Origin of the sequence: Pedobacter hiemivivus (genome assembly GCF_005144565.1) — a bacterium.
Lineage (GTDB): Bacteria > Bacteroidota > Bacteroidia > Sphingobacteriales > Sphingobacteriaceae > Pedobacter > Pedobacter hiemivivus.
Genome location: NZ_SWDX01000002.1, coordinates 772,625 through 792,103, shown reverse-complemented (window position 1 = coordinate 792,103; position 19,479 = coordinate 772,625). Strand labels below are relative to the sequence as shown.

Sequence of the window (19,479 nt, the reverse complement as noted above, 5' to 3'; positions counted from 1 at the left end):
TATAATGAGTAAAGTTTTTACGATAACGGAAGGATTAGAAAATCTTGGCGCCTTGAGTACAGGTGGTCAGGGCTCTGTTTATAAGGGTAAACGTGTGGGTACCATCATCACAGCGGTGAAGATTATGCCTACCCCTATACATACAGAAAGTGAGGACGATAAGAACTTCATTAAATTTAAAAATGAGGTTGAGAAGCTGAAAAAGGTAAATGAGGTACCCAATCCCAATGTGGTAAAAATACTAGGGTCGGGACTTACTGAAAGCGGCTCCTTCCCTTTCATAGAAATGGAATACATTGAAGGCCCTGATCTGGAGAAGCTTTTAATGCCGCCACACAGCCCTATCTTTACCATCCATGAGCTAATTAAGCTGGCAGAGCAATTGGCCAATGCGCTTGCCCATTGTCACCGTGTGGGTATTAAACATGGGGATATAAAAAGTAATAATGTAAAGTTCAATACTGATACAGGTAATTACGTTTTGTTAGATTTTGGCTTGGCTGTTATGTCTGACGAGCAACGCAGGACCAGTTTACGACATGCTGGTGCTGTAGAGTTTATGGCCCCGGAGCAGCATGATGGTGAAATGTTTTTCCAGACGGATATATACAGCTATGGCATTATACTTTATGAATTGCTAGCTGGTACCGTTCCTTTTCCACTGATCAACAAGAATGAGAGTTCGCGTAATCAGGTTATGCTTTCGCATATGGAAGCTGCAGTTCCTGATTTGATGGCTTTACGCAGAAACCGTTTGCCAGAAAGCTGGGATGCGGAAAAGAAGAAAAAGGAAATGTATGTTCCCCAATGGTTGTTGCAGGTGATCAAGAAATGTTTGGAGAAGAGTCCTGAAAAGCGATATGCCAATGGTGCGGCCTTGCAAGATGCCATTATCCACCGTGGTGGAGACTTGGTAGCACCCGAAGAGGTGGTAGCAGCTCCTGCCCCTTTTTATCAGAAAGAAGGCAAATCAACGGTAGTACCTGTACCTGCTTCGGATAGCGTTAGCTTATCTAAACCGGTGTTTGCCATCATGATCTTGTCTATCGTTATATTGGGTATGCTTTCTGCCTACGGATTATTTATGAAAAGCGATGGTGAGAAACATCAAGCTATGCTGGATACGGTAGCCCCTGCAAAAGTTGACACCAGCGATATTGCCCAAGAGCAACATACCGATACGACTACTCAGATTCAGCCTGTGGCTATTGATACGGCAGCACAAAAAGCGGAAATAGATAGTTTAAAAAAAGAGTACGAAGCACAAATGGCGACAGCTGCCAAGCAAGCTGAAGCGAAAGCTAAAGAGACAGGAACTGTAATTGTTAGTGAAGGTAAAAAGTATCAACTACCTAAAGGAGTTGTAGTTTTCTATGAAGCAGCAAGTAGTAACTCCACTAAAAATAGCGTATTGGGCTTATGGAACAATGCGAAGTTTAACGTAATTGAAGAAGATAACGGCTTTATTTACGTAACACATACCAATAAAGATGGTCAGGTTACTAAAGGCTGGTTAAACAAGATCGATCTTAAAGAGATTAAGGAATAAAGGGCAAAAAAATAAGGGCAGTCTTTCGACATGCCCTTATTACCTTAAAAACAAAACTAACCAATTATGAAACTTTTATTTCTTTTGCAGCTGATTGAGAATCATCTTTTTTACCGATGGTAATGTTTAAAATACCATTGATATACTCAGCTGTAATTTTATCTCCATCTACACTTTCTGGCAATACAAATGATCTTGCGAAAGAAAAGTATTCAAATTCTTTTCTTGTGTAGTCTTTTTTCTCTTCAGTTTCACTAACCTGTTTCTCTGCCCAAACTGATAACGTATCTTTTTTCAGGTTAATTTGAAAATCTTCTTTTGTTAAGCCCGGTGCAGCCAATTCAATCTTGTAATTTACATCAGATTCTAAGATGTTTACACCCGGAATTTTGTTAATAGTTAAGTTCTTATTCAATGCTTCACTAAACAATGAGTCGAAAACATTGTTAAAATAAGGTGCAGTGTTCCTGGTTCTGTTATTAAATTTTACTAGTGTCATGATTATTTCTCCTATCTTAAGCTTTTATAAATTTTTGTTTTTTTATATATAACCCATTATTCAACTCTTATACCAACCCTATTTATTATGATTTTTAAGACATTTTGGCGTAAAAAAACTAAAGAGCAAGACAAAAAGACAGAACTAATCGAAACTTTAGACAGTTTTAAGTATAAAACGGCATTGGAAACCCGATTTGCAGATTTCGATATGATGGGTCATGTGAACAATGCCGTGTATTTTACCTACATGGAAATAGCCAGAGCTAAATACTGGAACCATGCAATTCAGTGGGACTGGAAAAAAACCGGAGTCGTAATTGCTCAGGCTTCGCTAGACTATATTTTACCCGTTTTTATAGAAGATAAGATCAGCATATATGTACGAACATCCAGAATTGGAAACAGCAGTTTCGACCTGGAATATATACTGGTAAAACTGGTACACGGTAAAGAAGAGATCTGTAATCGAGGAAAAACTACTTGCGTAGCTTTCAATTATGCGACTAAAAGCTCCTTCCCAATACCAAAAAATGAGCGGGAAAAAATGATTTCGTTTGAACAACTATAACCTTAAGCTTTATAACTTAGCTGCACAAATGAGTGCCCTACTTCGCCGGGCATAGGAGGATTTAATTTTCTTATGCCCACAGTCGCAGTCAAAACGAATGGATAAGCATCAATGCTGCGATCGATTATATTTTTGATTACCGTTTCCAGCATTTTCTGCGTTTTGGCCATTTCCTCCAATATAATGGTATTTAATACCTCATAATTTACGGTATGCTGTAAATTTTCAGTATCACCAAAAGGTGCAAATTCTACCACAACATCAACCATAAAATAAATGCCCGTCAGCTGCTCTTCCGAGTAGTAGCCGTGTAAAGCAAAACATTTAACATCTTTAAGTGCAACAGTCTGAATATAATTACGATCTTGGGACATGAGGTAATATTAATTTTTGATAAGGGATTAACAGCCATACCTCGAAATTAGTACCTTTGAATATATGGCCGATTGCTAAACCAAATATAGAGGAAACAATGAACAAATCTGCGAAAAAAGATCTTTACGAAGCCCCTGATTACTATTTTATAGATGAACTACTATCTGAAGAACATAAACTAATTCGTTCTACAGCCAGAGATTGGGTAAAAAAAGAAGTAAGTCCGATTATTGAAGATTATGCCCAAAGAGCTGAGTTTCCAAAACATATCATTCATGGATTGGGTGAAATTGGAGCCTTCGGTCCTACCATTCCTGTGGAATATGGTGGTGCTGGTTTAGATTATATGGCTTATGGCATATTGATGCAGGAAATTGAACGTGGAGATTCTGGAATCAGATCTACAGCTTCCGTACAAGGTTCGTTGGTGATGTACCCTATATTTGCTTATGGCAACGAAGAGCAACGTCGCAAATACCTACCGAAACTGGCCACAGGTGAACTGATGGGCTGCTTTGGCTTAACTGAACCTGACCATGGATCGAACCCAAGCGGAATGGTAACCAATATTAAAGATAAGGGCGATCATTATTTGTTAAACGGTGCAAAAATGTGGATCTCTAATGCCCCTTTTGCGGATATCGCAGTAGTATGGGCAAAAGATGAATCGGGAAAAATAAGAGGAATGGTTGTGGAACGCGGTATGGAAGGTTTTACTACACCTGAAACTCATGGTAAATGGAGCCTAAGGGCTTCGGCTACAGGTGAGCTTGTGTTTGACAATGTGAAGGTTCCAAAAGAGAACATCTTCCCTGATATTACCGGATTAAAAGGTCCACTAGGCTGTTTAAATCAGGCCCGCTATGGTATTGCCTGGGGGGCCCTGGGTGCAGCAATGGATTGTTACGATACGGCTTTGCGTTATTCAAAAGAGCGTATACAATTTGGTAAACCTATTGGTGGCTTTCAGTTACAGCAAAAAAAGCTGGCTGAGATGATCACTGAAATTACAAAAGCTCAGCTTTTAGTATGGCGCTTAGGTGTGCTTAAAAGTGAAAACAGGGCAACACCGGAACAAATATCAATGGCTAAAAGAAACAGTGTTGAAATTGCCTTGGATGTAGCCAGAAACGCCAGACAAATGTTAGGTGGTATGGGTATAACCGGCGAATACTCGATCATGCGCCACATGATGAACTTAGAATCAGTAGTGACCTATGAAGGGACACATGATATACATTTACTAATAACCGGAATGGACGTAACCGGATTAAATGCGTTTAAATAATCAACTAAATTAACGACTTAACATTTAAACTATGCGGTTCAGGGCGCTCTCAATTTGCTTTTTAAAAGCGTTTTTTGTACTTAATCTATCCTTGGTTACTCTATCTGCTTTTAGTCAGGGGAAGAATTTTTCTATAGACCGAAAGGATCCACTCTGGATTGTTAAACTCAACAGTCAGGGCTTAAAGCCTAAAGCAAAGGACATATTAGATGGTTATTTTTTGGCTTTATATGAGAATCAAACCCATGCTGAACTAGACGAAGAATATACACATCTCATTAGGGAAATAGTTTCTGATGCCGGAGTGCAAAACGCATCTCAAATATCGATCACATACGATCCAGGATTCCAAAAGCTTGTATTACATAAAGTGATCGTTTGGCGAGACAATCAGCCTCTTGATCAACTTATCACAAATAAGTTTAAAATTCTACAAAAAGAAAAAGACCTTTCGAAATTCATTTATCGAGGTACATATGATGCATTCTTATTACTAAACGACATTAGAAAGGGTGACCGCATAGAGTACGCTTATACAGTTAAAGGAAGTAATCCAATATATGGGAAGAAATTAGCAGCTACGATTTATTTTGAAGGATCGAGCAGTATTGGTCACCTTTACAACAATCTGATATTTGATAAGAAAAGAAACTTAAGCCTTAAAAACTTCAATTTCATTGATAAACCTAAGATCACTGAAAAAGATGGTTTAAAAATGTATGAATGGGAAAGTAAATTAACGAAGACATCCCGTGTTGCAGACTTTGAACCATCCTGGTACAACACAGAGAAAAGAACGCAATTCACCGAATACAAGAATTGGAATGAGGTAGTAAATTGGGGGCTTAGTGTGAATGACTATAGCAATATTAAAACTCCTTTACTGAATAAAAAAACAGAAGAGCTATGGAAAAAAGCTGGTGCAGATACGACAAAGTATATTGAATCAACAATCCGATTCGCTCAAGATGAAATCAGGTATATGGGCATTGAAATGGGTATATACTCCCATCGCCCAAATTCTCCGGAAAAGGTAATAGCGCAACGCTATGGCGATTGTAAAGATAAATCTTTGCTACTTGTGCATTTATTAAAAGCAAAAGGAATTGAGGCCTATAGTGCCTATGTTGATACCTATAGTACCATAAAAACCAACGAATATTTACCAAGTCCATTCGTATTCAATCATGTGGTGGTGATGGTAGATCGGAAAAAAGTAAAAACCTGGATAGATCCAACCATCTCTTATCAACGTGGTAAATTTAAAGAACTTTATTTTCCAAATTATGGTTATGCCCTGGTTTTGAAAAAAGGAAACAATGCTTTGGAGCAAATTAGAACCACAGCCGCAGGCAAACAGATCGCTCATCTTAAGTTCAATATAGCTGATACCTTATCGGATAAGGCATCTACCCTGCTTATCAAAACAACATACACAGGCAACTATGCCAATAATATGCGGCAGGAACTTGCGGAATCAGGGGCCGCTGAAATTGAAAAATCTTATGCGGAATATTATGCTGACCTCTATACCGATATTGAGGTGGACCAACCTTTAAAATTTAGTGATAATGAACAAACAAATACGATTGAAGTAACTGAAAGTTATAAAATCAATGACATTTGGGAAGAAGACACTAAAACAGGTGAAAAATATGTAGCATTTTATGGCGACCTGATTCGTCATCAATTGCAAAAAGTTGCGGCAAAAAACCGTCCGGCCCCTTTGTTATTAAAATTCCCGACCGATCTTGAGCAAATCATCACGGCTGAAATGCCTTTTGAGTCGAAAAGAAGTAATGGTGAATTTAAACTGGAAAACGATCAATACTCTTTTGAATTGAATCGTAGCCAATTAGGAAAAACACAAACCTTCCATTATAAGTTGCGTAATCTTAAAGCGTATATTGAGGGTTCTAACATAAAAAAATACGTAAAGGATAGAGAAAAAATCTCTGAATATTTAACCTATTATGTAGATCGAAAAGTTATCGATCCTACATTAGACGTTAATCCATATACGCTGGTTGCTTTTATACTGACTTTTATTGCTTCAGGTTTATACTTTATGGGGCTTTATAAACAAAGTGCTCCATTTGACCTCGAAAGAATTGAGTATGCACAGCCTATAAGCGGATGGTTGATTCTTCTGGCCATAAGGATGATCACATTACCAATTGGACTTGCTTACAAACTATTTTCTCTGGGTTATTTTAATGGTAGCATTTGGGATGGTATTGCTACGCTAAAGTATGAATACCTGATCAAAGGACTGTTCATTATAGAAAGTGTAGGCTTTGCATTATTAATTGCTGCTGCTATACTATGTATCATCCTATTTTTCAACAAAAGAGAGCGCTTTCCCCGCCTTTACATAAACTTTTCAATAGGTTTCATTACTTTTACAGTAATTGATTTTATTTCAGGGATGCTAATTGCATATTCCAATAAGACACCATTTGCAGATGCAAATGAATCTATCAATGTATTTATTTCAATAACCATTAGTTTTGCCTGGATATTGTATTTACAGCGATCGGAACAAGTAAAGGAAACTTTTGTTTTTACCTATCCTGAAATAGAATGGAAAAGCGCAATAATTAAAAAAAACAATGATCAATTATTTACAGAGCGGGTTGAAACAATTATTGAAGAGGAATCAATAAATGATCAAGCACCTGTAAGCAATTCGGACATCAACAATCATGAAAAATTTTAAAAAGTATTATCAGATCCCTGCTTCTCCTGAAGAAGTATATCTAGCGATGACCAAGGCGCAAAGTATTAAGTTGTGGACTGGTGCTGAGGTTGAATTTACAGAAGAACCGGGAACGGAGTTTTCTTTTTGGGATGGCGATATTGTGGGCAAAAACCTCGAATTCGAATACGGAAAGAAAATAGTGCAACAGTGGTATTTTGGAGAAGAAAGCGAACCCTCAATAGTAACCATCAAATTGCACGAGGATAAGAGAGGAACATCATTGGAATTTGTACAAACTAATATACCCGATGAGGATTTCGACGATTTTACCCAAGGTTTAGACGAGTACTATCTAGGTGGCTTATTAGACTTCTTTGAAGACTAATAACAAATGAGCAATTCCATTATTAAATAGCAATTAATCTTCATGAAAAAAATAACATTCCCAATGCTGCTTTGTGTAGCATTGGGTTTCAGTTCTTGCAGTAGATCATATCTATCACCTGCAATATCCGGAAACAATATGGGCTATATGGCTAGGCCCATGGCGGATGACGATAAACCAGCACAAACTTACATTACCGGTAGTTTTATTGGTTCAGCTTCTCCAGAAAATGCAATCAGCTTTGCGATGGGCATGTTAAACCTACACCGTGGACATACTTACAAATCCTTCAATTTTGCATATGGTATTTTCGGTTATCTAGGTGAAGCCAGTCATAAGATTGCTGAAATCTCCGATCCAGATGACAGGAAGAATTACATTCCTTCATTTAATAAAAACATAAGTGGTATAGGTTTAAAGACAAGTATTGGTTATCAAGTTTTGTCGAGTACAGGAAATACCAATTTCAGAGTTATCAATTGGGAAAATTCAATTAGCAGAGAAATGGGAAGTTATGCTGATTTCAGGAAAGAAAAATATGGAGCTGGAAATTACACCAATTCATATATATCTAATAAAATCGATGTGTGGACGACAGGCTTGTCCTCAGAAATTATCTTTCATGGTAGCAGGAACAAAAATATCCAGCATTCCTTCCGGGTATTTATAGGAGGTACACCTGGTCTTACTAATAGCTTCGATAGAACAATAACCACTCCATCTATAGCAAAGTCATTCAATTACTACCTAAAGCTGAACAACTTTTCTTTCTCTTATGAATTGTCTGGAAACTTAAACAGCTCAAGTAAATTATCTTTAGGTTATTCCTTTTAATTTACCTGAGCTGTTTAGCTTTATGATGAAATCAGATTAGCCTTCAGAATAGACTGATCTGATTTCGTCACGAAGGTTATATTTCGAAGCCATAACTTCTCCGTAAGCACCTGCACTCCTGATGGCATAAAAGTCACCTCTAAAACTTTCCGGTTGCTCTACCTCTTTACCGAAGCAATCTGTGCTTTCGCAAATCGGCCCTACGATATCATATTTTAAAGCAAATTCGTTACCTCTGGTTAGGTTTTCAATTTTATGATAAGCTTGATACAAAGCTGGGCGCATCAATTCAGTCATACCCGCATCTAATATCACAAAGTTCTTTTTCTTTCCGTTCTTCACGTATAAAACTCTGCTGATCAAGGAGGCGCACTGACCAACTATAGCTCTTCCCAATTCAAAATGTACTTCCTGTCCAGTTTTAATTTCCAAAAATTCAGAGAATATCTTAAAGTAACTTTTAAAATCAGGGATCTGATGATCAGGGTTATGGTAGTCGATACCTAAACCACCGCCAACATTTAACACCTTAACGGTAAAACCTCTTTCTTCGAACCATAAAGCAAACTCGTTTACGCGTACACATAGGTTTTTATAAACATCAAGGTTAGTGATCTGAGAGCCTATATGAAAGTGTATGCCTATAAATTCAATATTTGCTGAAGCTCTTAAGGTTTCTGCGCATTGCGGCAAATCCCAGGCATTTACACCAAACTTATTCTCATCTAAGCCAGTGGTAATGTTATGATGGGTATGTGCATCAACATTTGGGTTGATACGGATGGCCACTCTTGCTACTTTGCCTTTTTTTGCAGCCAGCTCATTAATCACTTCCAGCTCCTGAACAGATTCTACATTGAAACAGAATATATCCTGATCTAAAGCATAATTAATTTCCTTGTCTGACTTCCCTACTCCAGCAAAAACAATCTGGTTCTTATCAAAACCCAATTCAATAGCTTTAGTTACTTCCCCCCCACTCACGCAGTCAGCACCAAAACCTACTGCCTTAATCTTTTGCAAAACGGTTTGGTTGAAATTCGCCTTCATGGCATAGTGCACATGAAAATTGTATAACTTAGCGGCGTCTGCGCAGGTATTTAAAGTATCCTGTAGCAAACTCAAATCGTAATAATAGAATGGTGTTTCTAAGTTTGCGAAGTGTGATATATCTTTATTAGAAAACATAATGTTCAAATATCTTGTTATATTTTTTTTAGTTGTACTCAGCTTAATTTACATCGGCAACAATTTAGATCTTAGAAATAATAAGATCAGTAAAAAAGAGTATGACAGAAGAATCAGGTTCTTTATCATACTCATCTTTGTTGCTATTGGTATCCTGGTATGGATAAGAAGACGGTGATCCGCCTCTTCTTATTCAAACAACCTATTGTGCAAACTTTTTAAAGCCTCAGTTTTATCTGTAGTATTGATTAGTAACGAAATGTTATAATTACTTCCACCATAAGAGATCATTCTTAATGGGATGTGTTTAATCGAATCCAATACACGAGCAGCATAACCATGTTTCTCGGCACTAAAATCACCAACTACACAAACGATCGACTGATCCGCATCTATTTCCACAGAACCAAAGTCATGTAATTCTTCAACGATCTTCTCCAGATTATCTGTAAAATCAATCGTTAAGGAGATGGCTACTTCTGAAGTAGTGATCATGTCGATTGGTGTTTTATATCTTTCAAAGATTTCAAATACCTTTCTTAAAAATCCATAAGCCAACAACATACGACTCGACTGGATTTTAATAGCGGTAATTCCATCTTTTGCAGCGATAGATTTAATCTTTCCCTTTTCACTTTCTGTAGAGATCAACGTTCCGGCAGCGCCTGGCTCCATGGTATTCAATAACCTAACCGGGATTTTGTATTTCTGTGCTGGGAAAACCGATTGTGGATGCAAGATCTTAGCACCAAAATAAGCCAGCTCCGCAGCCTCATCAAACGAAAGGTGTGAAATTGGTTTGGTACCTTTTACAATCCTAGGATCGTTATTATGCATACCATCAATATCCGTCCAGATCTGAACCTCTTCAGCTAAAATTGCGGCACCAATTAACGATGCAGTATAATCACTGCCACCACGACGCAGGTTATCGACCTCGCCAAAACTATTTCTACAAATAAAACCTTGAGTAATGAATAACTTATTGTCTTTATGCTGATCTAGTATCGGTTTCAAATGCTTAGTCGCATAAGGCACATCAGGTTCGTTATCCTCATCAATTTTCATAAAATCCAATGCAGGAAGCAATACTGATGGTACACCGATAGATTTTAAATAGATATGATATAAGGTAGTAGATAACAATTCGCCTTGAGCCAATATCACTTTCTCTTCAACTGGTGTAAAGATATCATTGGCCAAAGTACTTAAAAAGTTGAAATGATAATCCACAACTTCCTGTCCTTGCTCGCGAAACTCACCTGCAGTTAAAAGTTCGATTACAAACTCATTATATTTTTGGTGCAATGCGTTAATTAAGCTTAACGCAACCTGTTTATCTTCCTTTAAAAGTTTGGCTGAAATCTCTACTAAACTATTGGTAGTACCGGACACGGCCGACAATACGACAATTTGTTCTTCTGCTGGATTGATGATATCCAACAATTTTTTCATGCGCTCAGGGCTTCCTACAGAAGTGCCTCCAAACTTTAATACTTTCATAATTCGTTGTTGTTGTTAATAATTTTGAAACCCCAGGCAAAGCCTAACTGTCTCATTTTCGGTTTATTTAATTTTTAAAGGTTAAAAGCTGTATAAATAGCTATATTTATTTGCTTCAAGTATTTCAATTTTAACCAAAATGGTCATATACTTGTAATTGGGCGTGAATTTAAGTAAAACACGTCTAATAAAGGCAAAATAGACAAAATAAAATTTGGAAGGACAATATATGCAGTTAGAACAAGCTACTTTAAGCACCATAAACGAATGGCTTAACGGTAATTATGATAAAAACACAAAAGAAGAGATACAAGGCCTTTTAGATAAGGAAGCTTACACCGAACTTACGGACTCTTTTTACAGAAGTCTGGAGTTTGGAACTGGAGGATTAAGAGGAATAATGGGCTCGGGATCTAACAGGATCAATAAATATACGATTGGGACTGCAACGCAGGGTTTATCTAATTACCTGAACAATAAATACCCGGGGGAAAAGATTAAAGTAGCTATTGCGCACGACAGTCGTAACAATTCTGACTATTTTGCTAAGATTACAGCCGATGTATTTTCGGCAAATGGCATACATGTTTATTTCTTTTCGGCTTTAAGACCTACTCCAGAATTATCCTTCGCTATCCGTCATTTAGGCTGTAAAAGTGGGGTAATGCTTACCGCCTCTCACAACCCTAAAGAATACAATGGCTATAAAGCTTATGGTGCTGATGGTGGACAGTTCACTTCGCCAGATGACAGTATGGTGATGGATGAAGTAGCAAAAATCAAAAGTATTGATGCCGTTAAATTTGACCGTGTAGATAGTAATATTGAACTGATTGGCGAAGAAATTGATCAGTTATATCTGGACAAAATAACTGCACTATCTGTATCACCAGAAGCAATTTCCCGTCAAAAGGATCTTAAAATAGTTTACTCCCCTATCCATGGTACAGGAATCACGCTGGTTCCTAAAGCATTGGAACAATTTGGCTTTACCAACTTAACAGTTGTTGAGGAACAAAGTAAACCAGATGGTAACTTCCCTACGGTAATCTATCCAAATCCAGAGGAAAAAGACGCGCTTACATTGGCTTTGAAAAAAGCACAGGAAATAGATGCTGATTTAGTATTGGCGACAGACCCTGATGCAGACCGTGTAGGGATAGCTGTGAAAAATAACGACGGAGAGTTTGTATTGTTAAATGGAAACCAAACCGGCAGCTTACTGATCAACTACCTGCTAACTGCATGGCAGGAAAAAGGAAAGCTTACGGGTAACGAATACATCGTAAAAACCATTGTAACTTCTAATTTAATAGAAGCCATTGCTGAAGCTAAAAATGTAACTTACTACAATACACTGACTGGCTTTAAATGGATTGGCCAGATAATGACCCAGCTTGAAGGCAAGAAAACCTTTATAGGTGGCGGTGAGGAAAGCTATGGCTACCTGATTGGTGATTTAGTGAGAGATAAAGATGCGGTAATTTCTTGCGCCTTTATTGCAGAAATGACGGCCTTCTATAAAGATAAAGGTAGCAGTCTATACAATGCTTTATTAGATATGTATGTAGAATACGGTTTATATAAAGAAGAACTGGTATCCATCACTAAAAAAGGCAAGACTGGTGCAGAAGACATCAAAGCCATGATGGAGAAATTTAGAAACAACCCTCCTGCTACTTTAGGAGGTTCGAAAATTAAAACCCTGAAAGATTACGAACTTGGTGTACAAACAGATATAATATCTGGTGTAAAAACAGGACTGGAATTACCTAAATCTGATGTATTGCAGTTTATAACCGAAGATGGCAGTATCGTTTCTGCAAGACCTTCGGGAACAGAACCTAAGATTAAGTTCTATTGCAGTGTAAATGCACCATTAAAGGATAAAGCAGGCTTTAAAGAAACTGAGGCCAAACTTGGCGAAAAGATTAAGGCAGTAATGAATGATCTTGAGGTTTAATTACCTCAGGATCATTCCTCATCTATAACTTCGAAATACTTATCAGCGATTTGTGCAAAAGCCTCCATGTTTAGAGGCTTATGCAGATAAGTGGCAATCTCTTCAACATTTGCTGCATGCTGCTCATCATCTGGATTAAGAGAAGTCGTAAGCATAACCACCACAATTCTAGCCTTATGCTTTTGATCCAGTTTTTTGTACTCGGCAATAAAGTCCCAACCATTCATACCCGGCATATTGATATCTAAAAATATGATACCCGCCTTTGGAGCATGTTCCATATTCTCGTACTTCCCCGAATAAGTTAAATAATCCAAAGCTTCTTTTGCAGACGAAATTTCTTTCACATCTACATTTATCTTAGTATTCTCCACAATCCTGCGATGGATGAAATTTGTAGAGATGTCATCATCAACTAATAATACACAATCAAGATCCTTATATCTTTTCATTAATATATATTTCTTTTATTCTAATCAATTATTTTGTCTTGCTTTAGTTTACACCCGTAACGTGAAGTTGAAAGAACTCCCTTCGTTTAAAACAGATTCAACCGAAATTTTTCCACCGTGTAACTCCACAATCTTCTTACAATGAGAAAGACCAATGCCGTAGCCTTCATAATCGGCTACATTATGTAAGCGCTGAAACATGACGAACACCTTCTCCTTATAACAGGGCTCAATCCCAATTCCATTGTCCTTAAATTCAAAATGCCAGAAATTATCATGAGCAGCTACAGAGATGTCAATTTGCGGTGGTACTCCTGGCATTTTAAATTTTAAAGAGTTGCTTAACAAATTTTGAAAAAGCTGTCTCAATGCAGTTTCAAAACCGTAAACAATAGGCAGATCTTTATAGGTGATTGTAGCCTCAGCAGCAGTTATACTACTAAACAGATCATTCTGTAAACTATCCATAAGCAAGTTACAATCCACAAGTGTTTTAACTTGGTGTCCACCTAGTCTTGCATAGTCAAGTAAGCCCTTAATCAGATTGCGCATGCGCTCTGTAGAACGATCTATAAATTGAAGGTATAGCCTTGCATTGTCATCAAAAACGTCTTTATACTCGTCCTTAAACAGTTCTACGAAGTTTTTAACAGTCAGTAAGGGTTCCTGTAAATCATGAGAAGCGATATAGACGAATTGCTCTAGCTCCTTGTTTTTGATTTCCAACTCACGGGCATACTCTTCTGTGGTCTTCTCCATCTGTCGCTTAGCGGTAAGATCCCTGATGAATTTAGAATAGCCCACCACCTCACGCTGATCACCATAGATTGCAGAAATAGTAACGAATGCCCAAAACAGTTCACCGCCCTTTCTAACGCGCCATCCTTCATGTTGTGCTCTACCTCTTAGTCTGGCTTCTTCAATAAGTAATTCAGGTAATTTGTTCCTCCGGCTTTCTTCACTATAGAACACATTGATATTATGCCCGATAATTTCTTCGGCCGTATATCCCTTAATCTTCTCCGCTTCTTTATTCCAATTCTCAACATTTCCATGCCTGTCTAAAAAGAGAATAGCGTAATCGTCTATTACTTCAAGCATTCTAAGTAGGCTGTCTGATCTCAAGTGCTTGCGTTTAATTATTTGTGGTGGAATCCACAACAATTATTTTCAAAATTCAAGCCAAAAAAGCGCAGTTGAATGCGATTACACCAAGGCATTTTCGTGTTACAACATCAAATTAACTGATGTATTAATTGCCCAAATAGGGGAATTATATCGCAGGCATACTACTGAAAATTAATAGATTAGCGAACTTGTCCCTCACCCTTAACTACCCATTTCTCGGTAACCAGTTTTTCGAGTGCAAATGGTCCTCGTGCATGAAGCTTTTGAGTAGAGATACCGATTTCAGCTCCCAGACCGAAGACTTGTCCATCTGTAAACCTGGTTGATGCATTCAAATAAACCACAGCTGCGTCAACTTCATTTAAAAAACGCTCAGCCTTAACCAAGTCTTCCGTCACAATGGCTTCAGAATGTTTTGAAGAGAAATTAGCAATATGTGATAAAGCCTCATCTTCATTGTCCACAACCTTTACCGAACATTTAAAATCGAGAAACTCTCTTCCAAAATCTTCCGGTGTAGCTTTATTAACCTGAGGATAGTTCAATTGTTCCAGAATTGGGAAGGCACGCTCATCGGCAAATATTTCTACATCGTATCCAGCTAATAAAGGTGCCACTAGATTAAGAAATGGCTCTACAACGGCACTATCCACCACGATGGTATCTAATGCATTACATACCGATGGTCTGGACACTTTTGCATTAACCACTATAGCCGCAGCTTCAGCAAGTTTTGCGGTTTTTTCGATATAAGTATGGCAAACACCCGCCCCAGTTTCTATAACCGGAACCAAGGCGTTTTTACGCACAAATTCAATCAGTTGATTTGAGCCACGTGGAATGATCACATCTATATATTTTTCGGCCTGTAAAATGTCTAAAATATACTTCCTATCGCCAGGAAGTTGCTGTACCACATTCTTATCTAAACCATGTTCAGTTAAAACACGTTGAATTAAAGAAACAATAAATAAATTGGTATGATACGCATCCTGTCCACCACGTAATAAGCATACATTGCCAGACCTGATGCACAAAGCAGCAACATCAATAGTTACATTAGGTCTCGACTCGTAAATCACACCTACAACACCAAGTGGAACTGTCTTCTTTTGGATAAAAAGGCCATTTGCCAGTGTATTTTCTGAAAGAATCTTATTCGTCGGATCATCAAGATTCGCAACATCATTAAGACTTGTGGCAAGATCTAGTATTCTAGCTTCATTCAACAACAGGCGATCTCTTTTGGGGTCTGATACAGGCATTCTTTCTAGATCCTTAAGATTTTCGGCAATAATCTCTGCCGACTGCGCTTTAATGAGCACAGACAAATCATTGATCAGGTATTGCTTTCCCTGATCACTTAGCGAAGAAATTGAGTATTGAGCCTTTTTCGCATTAATTAACTGTTGTTGAATTGATTCCATTATTTATAATATTACAATATCACTCGCGTTTGCGATTTCAAGATTACGTTGTTTTGAGTCTTTAATAATTGCTTCTGATGATGTTTTAGCACGCGCAACTGCGACGATGTTGTCTTGAGCATCCGTGATTTCGAAGATCTCTCCATCACTAAACTTCTCGATAACAGACAGAACACCTACAGCAAGTAAACTTTTACGGTTTCTAATTGCTTCACAAGCACCGTCGTCAACCATGATGCGACCGGTAACCAAACTGCCACTAGCCAACCATTTATTCCTTGCCGAAATACTGCAGTCTTTAGGGATACAAACCGTACCCGTTTTTTCCTGAACAGCTTTACTGATGCCATCTGGCGTGCGTACGCCAAATATAACAACCTTAATCCCCATGGTCGAGGCCAGGTGAGCAAAGGTTAATTTAGAGATCATTCCCCCTAAACCTAAATCTGATTTGCCCTTATCGGCCAATGAGAATATATCATCGTTTATACTTTCAATTCTATCGATCACTTTACCTTCTCTATCCAATACCCCCGGAACTGAAGTGCCCAATAAAATTACTGAAGCACCAAAACCTACCCCCAACAAAGTAGCAAGCTCATCATTGTCCGAAAACTTTAACTCCAAACTACTCACTACATCATTTTCATTGGCAATAGGAATCACATCATTTTTCCATAACTCCTCGTAGGTTTCCTTCAATTGCAAAAATTGCTTCCTATTAGAGAAATGCTGACGCTCACAAAGACTTTGGGCAATACATATACCGTAGGGAAGAAAATGTTTGCTGTAAGTATTCAATAGTAAAGGATTGCCGATTGAAGCGGCAGCTTTACGCTCAGAAATCTTTCCTTTATAGTTTTTGATGTATTTTTTGCCGGCGCCTACTGCGCCAGATGAAACAAGTATTAATCGGTAATCTTTTGCAACTTCTGCTACCTGTCTGGCAACATCTGCAATTACCAATTCATCAAGCTCTCCCTTTTCAGTGGTTATGGAGGCTGTGCCTAATTTCAAAACAAGTATTGGCTTGTTCATTGTGGTTCTGGGTCTAATTTGTAATGAAAACCCGAAAATAGGCAATTATCCGCCTATCTGTGAAATAAACAGGAGGATAATTGATAGATTTTATAGATTTAACTTAATTTTGACCTTTCCGTCCTCACCATCCGTGGCCAATAAATGCAAAACAATACCTTTCATACGCCGGGCTTTTTTCTCAGCAGGATCGGTAATATCAGCATCTTTTTTAGGGTTTCGGAGCGGTACATCAATCGCTATATTTGTACCGGTAGATAGAGAATAAACACCGGCAACATCCATATTTAACAAACTAGAGTTGATTTGCATGGGGCTGATCGTGATCTTTTGTCCACGAATATCAAATTTACCATTCAGGTTATCAAATGTAATGTGATTTAAGTCCCTGAAAGGAAAAGCAAATTTACCGACATTGATGATGGGATCAAAATTAAGTAGTGCCCCTTTCTTAAGGTCAAACACCAGGTTACCGACCATAGAACTGGTCACCAGCTTACCTTGATCAGTAATCCCTCCGGAAATGTTTGTTTTGGAAAACAGATAGCCCTTTAGGTTCTTTGAAGTAAGGCTCGTCAGCCCAAAATTATCAAACGAATAAAAGAAATGTTTGATATCTACATTGCTTAAAATAGCGTTTACATTAAACCTGTTTAGGGTTCCTTTTTGGGTAATTTTCCCATTGAGCTTAAGCGTACCGCCAGCATGTTTAAAGCCAACATTTTTAATAGCAATACCCGATTCAGAAAGTTGTAAATCAGCAATGGCATTGGTGGCCAAAAACTTGTTGTAATAAATTTTATCTACACTCAAATGCATATTCACATTACTTTTCTCGAATACAGTATTCAAATCTTCAGATAAGGTAGTTCGCTTTACATTTCTACCTCTTGCTTTGGCCGACCGCCCCCTACTACCCAGAAAACCAATAAATTCTGCCAAATGTATCTGTGGACTGCGAATCTGCCAGGTAAGTAAAATCTTTTCAGGTGCAGTATAATATAGATTTAGAAAATTACGCACCACCCCATCCATAAAAACAACACTTTTACCACTCTGCAAACGAATGTTCTTTATAAACAGGTCATTATTTGTAAAGTTTAGCTGAATAGCTGTATTGCTAAAATTAAGCTTCCGGGGCACATAATTGATATCAGCATTTTTTATACCTATTGATCCCGAAATCAATGGTTTTGTTAGTTCAAAATCCACAACATCCGCAGTGTAAGACAGATTTACATCTGCAGTTCCTTTACCAAATTTTAAAGTTTCCTGGCCCAGTACTTTGTTTAGTTTTGCTATATCAAACTGTGATTTAAAAATACCTGTGGCAATAGGCTTTTCAAGGTTATTGATAAACACAGTATCCATTAAAAAGGGTATCTCTTCATAGCTTCCCTTAAAGTGGTAAAGTTTAATGATCGAATTTGCATCTCCTAAACCCTTTCCGTTGACATAGTTATTGTTAAATGTGCCGTTAAAGCTGCAATCCTTAACCACTCCACCGGGAGTAGTCAATACATTATCCTTGACTAAAGTCTTAATATTTATCAGCGGGTCGCCCCCAGCCCCCATATTTCCCTTTAAGGTACATTGCACATAGATAGGCTTATCCAGATTAAACATATTCAGCTTCGTTGTTATGTTTTGAGCAAGAAGACCAGCTGCACTTTTCCATAAGATATTAGGAGCTTCAATATCTATGGTAAAATCAGTTCCTTCTTTTGAAGTATCAAATCTACCACCGATAATAAATAGATCATCACCAATGTTTAATTTATTAGGAGCTACATCAAAAATACGGGTCTCCTCATTGTAATTAACCTTAAATCTCCCATCCAATAGCTTATCCTTTACGAAACTTCCCTTGTCTGTATTAAAGGCTAGACTTTTTGCCAATGTTTTCAATTTGACATCTACATCCCAGCCACCAAGTAATGGATAATCTATTTTCCCACTCAGCTCATCTACTACAAAATGAAAAAGTTTATGACCTTTTCTATTGTCAACCTTAAAATCTACATTATTCAAAATGATGTTTCTGATTTGAGTAGGAACTGATCCCTTCCCTGCAGATTGATCTTGTTGCGCTTTCTTCTTAAAAGCTGCTGTATTACTATAGCCATTGCTATCCGTAAATAAGTAGATAGTAGAATTGTTAATGCCTATTTTTTCGATATCGACATGACCGCCTAAGAGCCCCAATACATTTACGGAAACATCAAAATCTTTTGCCTCCAGCAGGCTGTGCTTATGATTTTCCCAGAGGCTATCTTTAAGAATTACATTTTTAAGGCTCAAGGATACACCCGGAAATCCCTTAAGAAAAGTGGGATTCATACTGCCGATCGTCATCGTACCACTGATATTTTGGTTGAGCTGTTCGGTAATTCTAGCCAGCAACTTTTTTTGATTGGCGCTTACATAAATTGCCAACCCAACATAAATAAGAAAGATTACTGCGACAAGGGCTGCCAAGACTTTGAGTGTAATTTTAGACCAACGGGGCATACGGCTTTATTTAAGATTTAGCATTTCTCTTAAATATACAATAAAAAAGGCCATCTTGTTTGCAAGAT

The 19,479-nt window shown here is 37.8% G+C and carries 16 protein-coding genes; 7 read left to right on the top strand and 9 right to left on the bottom strand.

Annotated features, from left to right (window positions below):
- Positions 1–4 precede the first annotated feature (4 nt).
- Complete coding sequence (locus FBD94_RS06785; RefSeq protein ID WP_136879579.1) at positions 5–1,549, top strand: serine/threonine protein kinase; 1,545 nt, start codon at positions 5–7, stop codon at positions 1,547–1,549.
- Positions 1,550–1,613: 64 nt separating this feature from the next.
- Here FBD94_RS06785 and FBD94_RS06780 read toward each other — a convergent pair whose 3' ends face one another.
- A complete protein-coding gene (locus FBD94_RS06780) occupies positions 1,614–2,048 on the bottom strand; it encodes an Hsp20/alpha crystallin family protein (protein ID WP_136879578.1) in 435 nt (144 codons plus the stop codon).
- Between the two features lie 87 nt (positions 2,049–2,135).
- On the opposite strand from FBD94_RS06780, the gene FBD94_RS06775 reads away from it, so the two are divergent.
- Positions 2,136–2,618 carry an acyl-CoA thioesterase gene (locus tag FBD94_RS06775; protein WP_136879577.1) on the top strand — a complete coding sequence of 161 codons (483 nt, stop codon included), beginning with the start codon at positions 2,136–2,138 and terminating at the stop codon, positions 2,616–2,618.
- Positions 2,619–2,620: 2 nt separating this feature from the next.
- Here the strand turns inward: FBD94_RS06775 and FBD94_RS06770 are convergent, their stop codons facing one another.
- The gene (locus FBD94_RS06770; RefSeq protein ID WP_131610948.1) at positions 2,621–2,992 is read right to left on the bottom strand and encodes a dihydroneopterin aldolase; all 372 of its coding nucleotides are present in this window, start codon (positions 2,990–2,992) and stop codon (positions 2,621–2,623) included.
- 98 nt (positions 2,993–3,090) lie between these two features.
- On the opposite strand from FBD94_RS06770, the gene FBD94_RS06765 reads away from it, so the two are divergent.
- From FBD94_RS06765 to FBD94_RS06750, 4 genes are all read left to right on the top strand, one after another.
- Complete coding sequence (locus tag FBD94_RS06765) at positions 3,091–4,281, top strand: acyl-CoA dehydrogenase family protein (protein ID WP_136879576.1); 1,191 nt, start codon at positions 3,091–3,093, stop codon at positions 4,279–4,281.
- A gap of 91 nt (positions 4,282–4,372) precedes the next feature.
- Positions 4,373–7,000 carry a DUF3857 domain-containing protein gene (locus FBD94_RS06760; protein WP_169472236.1) on the top strand — a complete coding sequence of 876 codons (2,628 nt, stop codon included), beginning with the start codon at positions 4,373–4,375 and terminating at the stop codon, positions 6,998–7,000.
- Positions 6,987–7,367 (top strand): SRPBCC domain-containing protein, encoded by a 381-nt coding sequence (locus FBD94_RS06755; RefSeq protein ID WP_131610951.1) that lies wholly within the window; start codon positions 6,987–6,989, stop codon positions 7,365–7,367. The genes FBD94_RS06760 and FBD94_RS06755 overlap by 14 nt, the downstream gene beginning before the upstream one ends.
- A 42-nt stretch (positions 7,368–7,409) precedes the next feature.
- A complete protein-coding gene (locus FBD94_RS06750; RefSeq protein WP_136879574.1) occupies positions 7,410–8,201 on the top strand; it encodes a hypothetical protein in 792 nt (263 codons plus the stop codon).
- Between the two features lie 36 nt (positions 8,202–8,237).
- On the opposite strand, the gene lysA is transcribed toward FBD94_RS06750, so the two are convergent.
- Together lysA and FBD94_RS06740 are read right to left on the bottom strand one after the other, a co-directional pair.
- Positions 8,238–9,389 carry a diaminopimelate decarboxylase gene (gene lysA, locus FBD94_RS06745; protein WP_131610953.1) on the bottom strand — a complete coding sequence of 384 codons (1,152 nt, stop codon included), beginning with the start codon at positions 9,387–9,389 and terminating at the stop codon, positions 8,238–8,240.
- 189 nt (positions 9,390–9,578) lie between these two features.
- Entirely contained in the window at positions 9,579–10,892 is a 1,314-nt protein-coding gene (locus tag FBD94_RS06740) for an aspartate kinase (protein ID WP_136879573.1), read from the bottom strand.
- A 229-nt stretch (positions 10,893–11,121) separates the two neighbouring features.
- Here FBD94_RS06740 and FBD94_RS06735 point away from each other — a divergent pair, with 229 nt between their 5' ends.
- On the top strand, positions 11,122–12,855 hold the full coding sequence (locus FBD94_RS06735; RefSeq protein ID WP_136879572.1) for a phospho-sugar mutase: 1,734 nt from the start codon (positions 11,122–11,124) through the stop codon (positions 12,853–12,855).
- Positions 12,856–12,866: 11 nt separating this feature from the next.
- Here the strand turns inward: FBD94_RS06735 and FBD94_RS06730 are convergent, their stop codons facing one another.
- From FBD94_RS06730 to FBD94_RS06710, 5 genes are all read right to left on the bottom strand, one after another.
- Positions 12,867–13,307 carry a response regulator gene (locus FBD94_RS06730; RefSeq protein WP_131610956.1) on the bottom strand — a complete coding sequence of 147 codons (441 nt, stop codon included), beginning with the start codon at positions 13,305–13,307 and terminating at the stop codon, positions 12,867–12,869.
- Between the two features lie 48 nt (positions 13,308–13,355).
- A complete protein-coding gene (locus FBD94_RS06725; protein WP_225874782.1) occupies positions 13,356–14,432 on the bottom strand; it encodes a sensor histidine kinase in 1,077 nt (358 codons plus the stop codon).
- A 182-nt stretch (positions 14,433–14,614) separates the two neighbouring features.
- Complete coding sequence (locus FBD94_RS06720) at positions 14,615–15,862, bottom strand: glutamate-5-semialdehyde dehydrogenase (protein ID WP_136879571.1); 1,248 nt, start codon at positions 15,860–15,862, stop codon at positions 14,615–14,617.
- A 3-nt stretch (positions 15,863–15,865) separates the two neighbouring features.
- Positions 15,866–16,900, bottom strand: coding sequence for a glutamate 5-kinase (gene proB, locus FBD94_RS06715; protein ID WP_136879570.1), 1,035 nt, complete (start codon positions 16,898–16,900; stop codon positions 15,866–15,868).
- 90 nt (positions 16,901–16,990) lie between these two features.
- Entirely contained in the window at positions 16,991–19,411 is a 2,421-nt protein-coding gene (locus FBD94_RS06710) for an AsmA family protein (protein ID WP_136879569.1), read from the bottom strand.
- Between the last annotated feature and the right edge of the window lie 68 nt (positions 19,412–19,479).